Below are 798 nucleotides of genomic sequence, written 5' to 3' on the forward strand. Positions count from 1 at the left end.
GTCGCCCAGCCGATCCTGGCGTTCACCACGGACGAGTCCACCCGCAACCAGCTGGCGCTGAGCTGGGGCGTGGAGTCGCACGTCGTGCCGTTCGTGAACAGCACCGACGAGATGGTCGACCTGGTGGAGCAGGAGCTGGTCAAGCTGAAGCGCTTCAGCGAGGGCGACACCGTGATCATCACCGCCGGTTCGCCCCCCGGTGTCCCCGGCACCACCAACATGGTCCGCGTCCACCACCTGGGCGGCCCGACCAACTGACCCGGAGAGCTCCGGCACGCCACCGGGGGCGCCCCCGGTGCTGCGTGCGGCTCCCGGGAAGGTCTCCGGCGGACGGTCAGTCCGTGACGTACTGCCGCAGCCCGGGGATGTACAGGGTCCCGCCGAACTGGCCGGCCTGCTGCACCGTCACGTCGGTGAAGTAGATCAGCGGGATGTTCAGCGGCGGCGGGTGCTCCGGGTCGAAGGTGACCGGGACCAGGCCGAGCAGCTTGCCGGAGATGCGCTCCGTGTACATCACGGTGTCGCCGTCGCGGATCGTGGACGTCGACCCCTTGCGGGCCCGCACGTGGTGGGTCTTGCCGGACAGTTCGTCCTTGACCGTCTGGTGCAGGTCGCCGATGTCGGTGCCGTCGGAGACGACGTACTTCAGCACCTTCTTCGTCCTGCCGCTCGCGGTCCGCACCTCGACGATGCCCTGGTAGTCGGCGCCCTTCAGCAGCAGCGAGCTGGCGTTCAGGTACCAGGGGTCCTCGGGCAGCAGGATCTCGTTGTCGACCCCGCCCTCGGCGTCGGTGGCGA

At 69.2% G+C, this 798-nt stretch carries 1 protein-coding gene and 1 pseudogene; one reads left to right on the forward strand and one right to left on the reverse strand.

The window, feature by feature from the left end; genetic code table 11:
- On the forward strand, positions 1-258 hold a 258-nt coding region (locus B7L92_RS37050), incomplete at its 5' end, for a pyruvate kinase alpha/beta domain-containing protein (protein WP_304364732.1).
- 76 nt (positions 259-334) lie between these two features.
- On the opposite strand, the pseudogene B7L92_RS37055 reads toward B7L92_RS37050, so the two are convergent.
- Positions 335-798: pseudogene (locus B7L92_RS37055) on the reverse strand (hypothetical protein); the annotation flags it as partial.

Source organism: Streptomyces viridosporus (genome assembly GCF_002078235.1).
Lineage (GTDB): Bacteria > Actinomycetota > Actinomycetes > Streptomycetales > Streptomycetaceae > Streptomyces > Streptomyces viridosporus.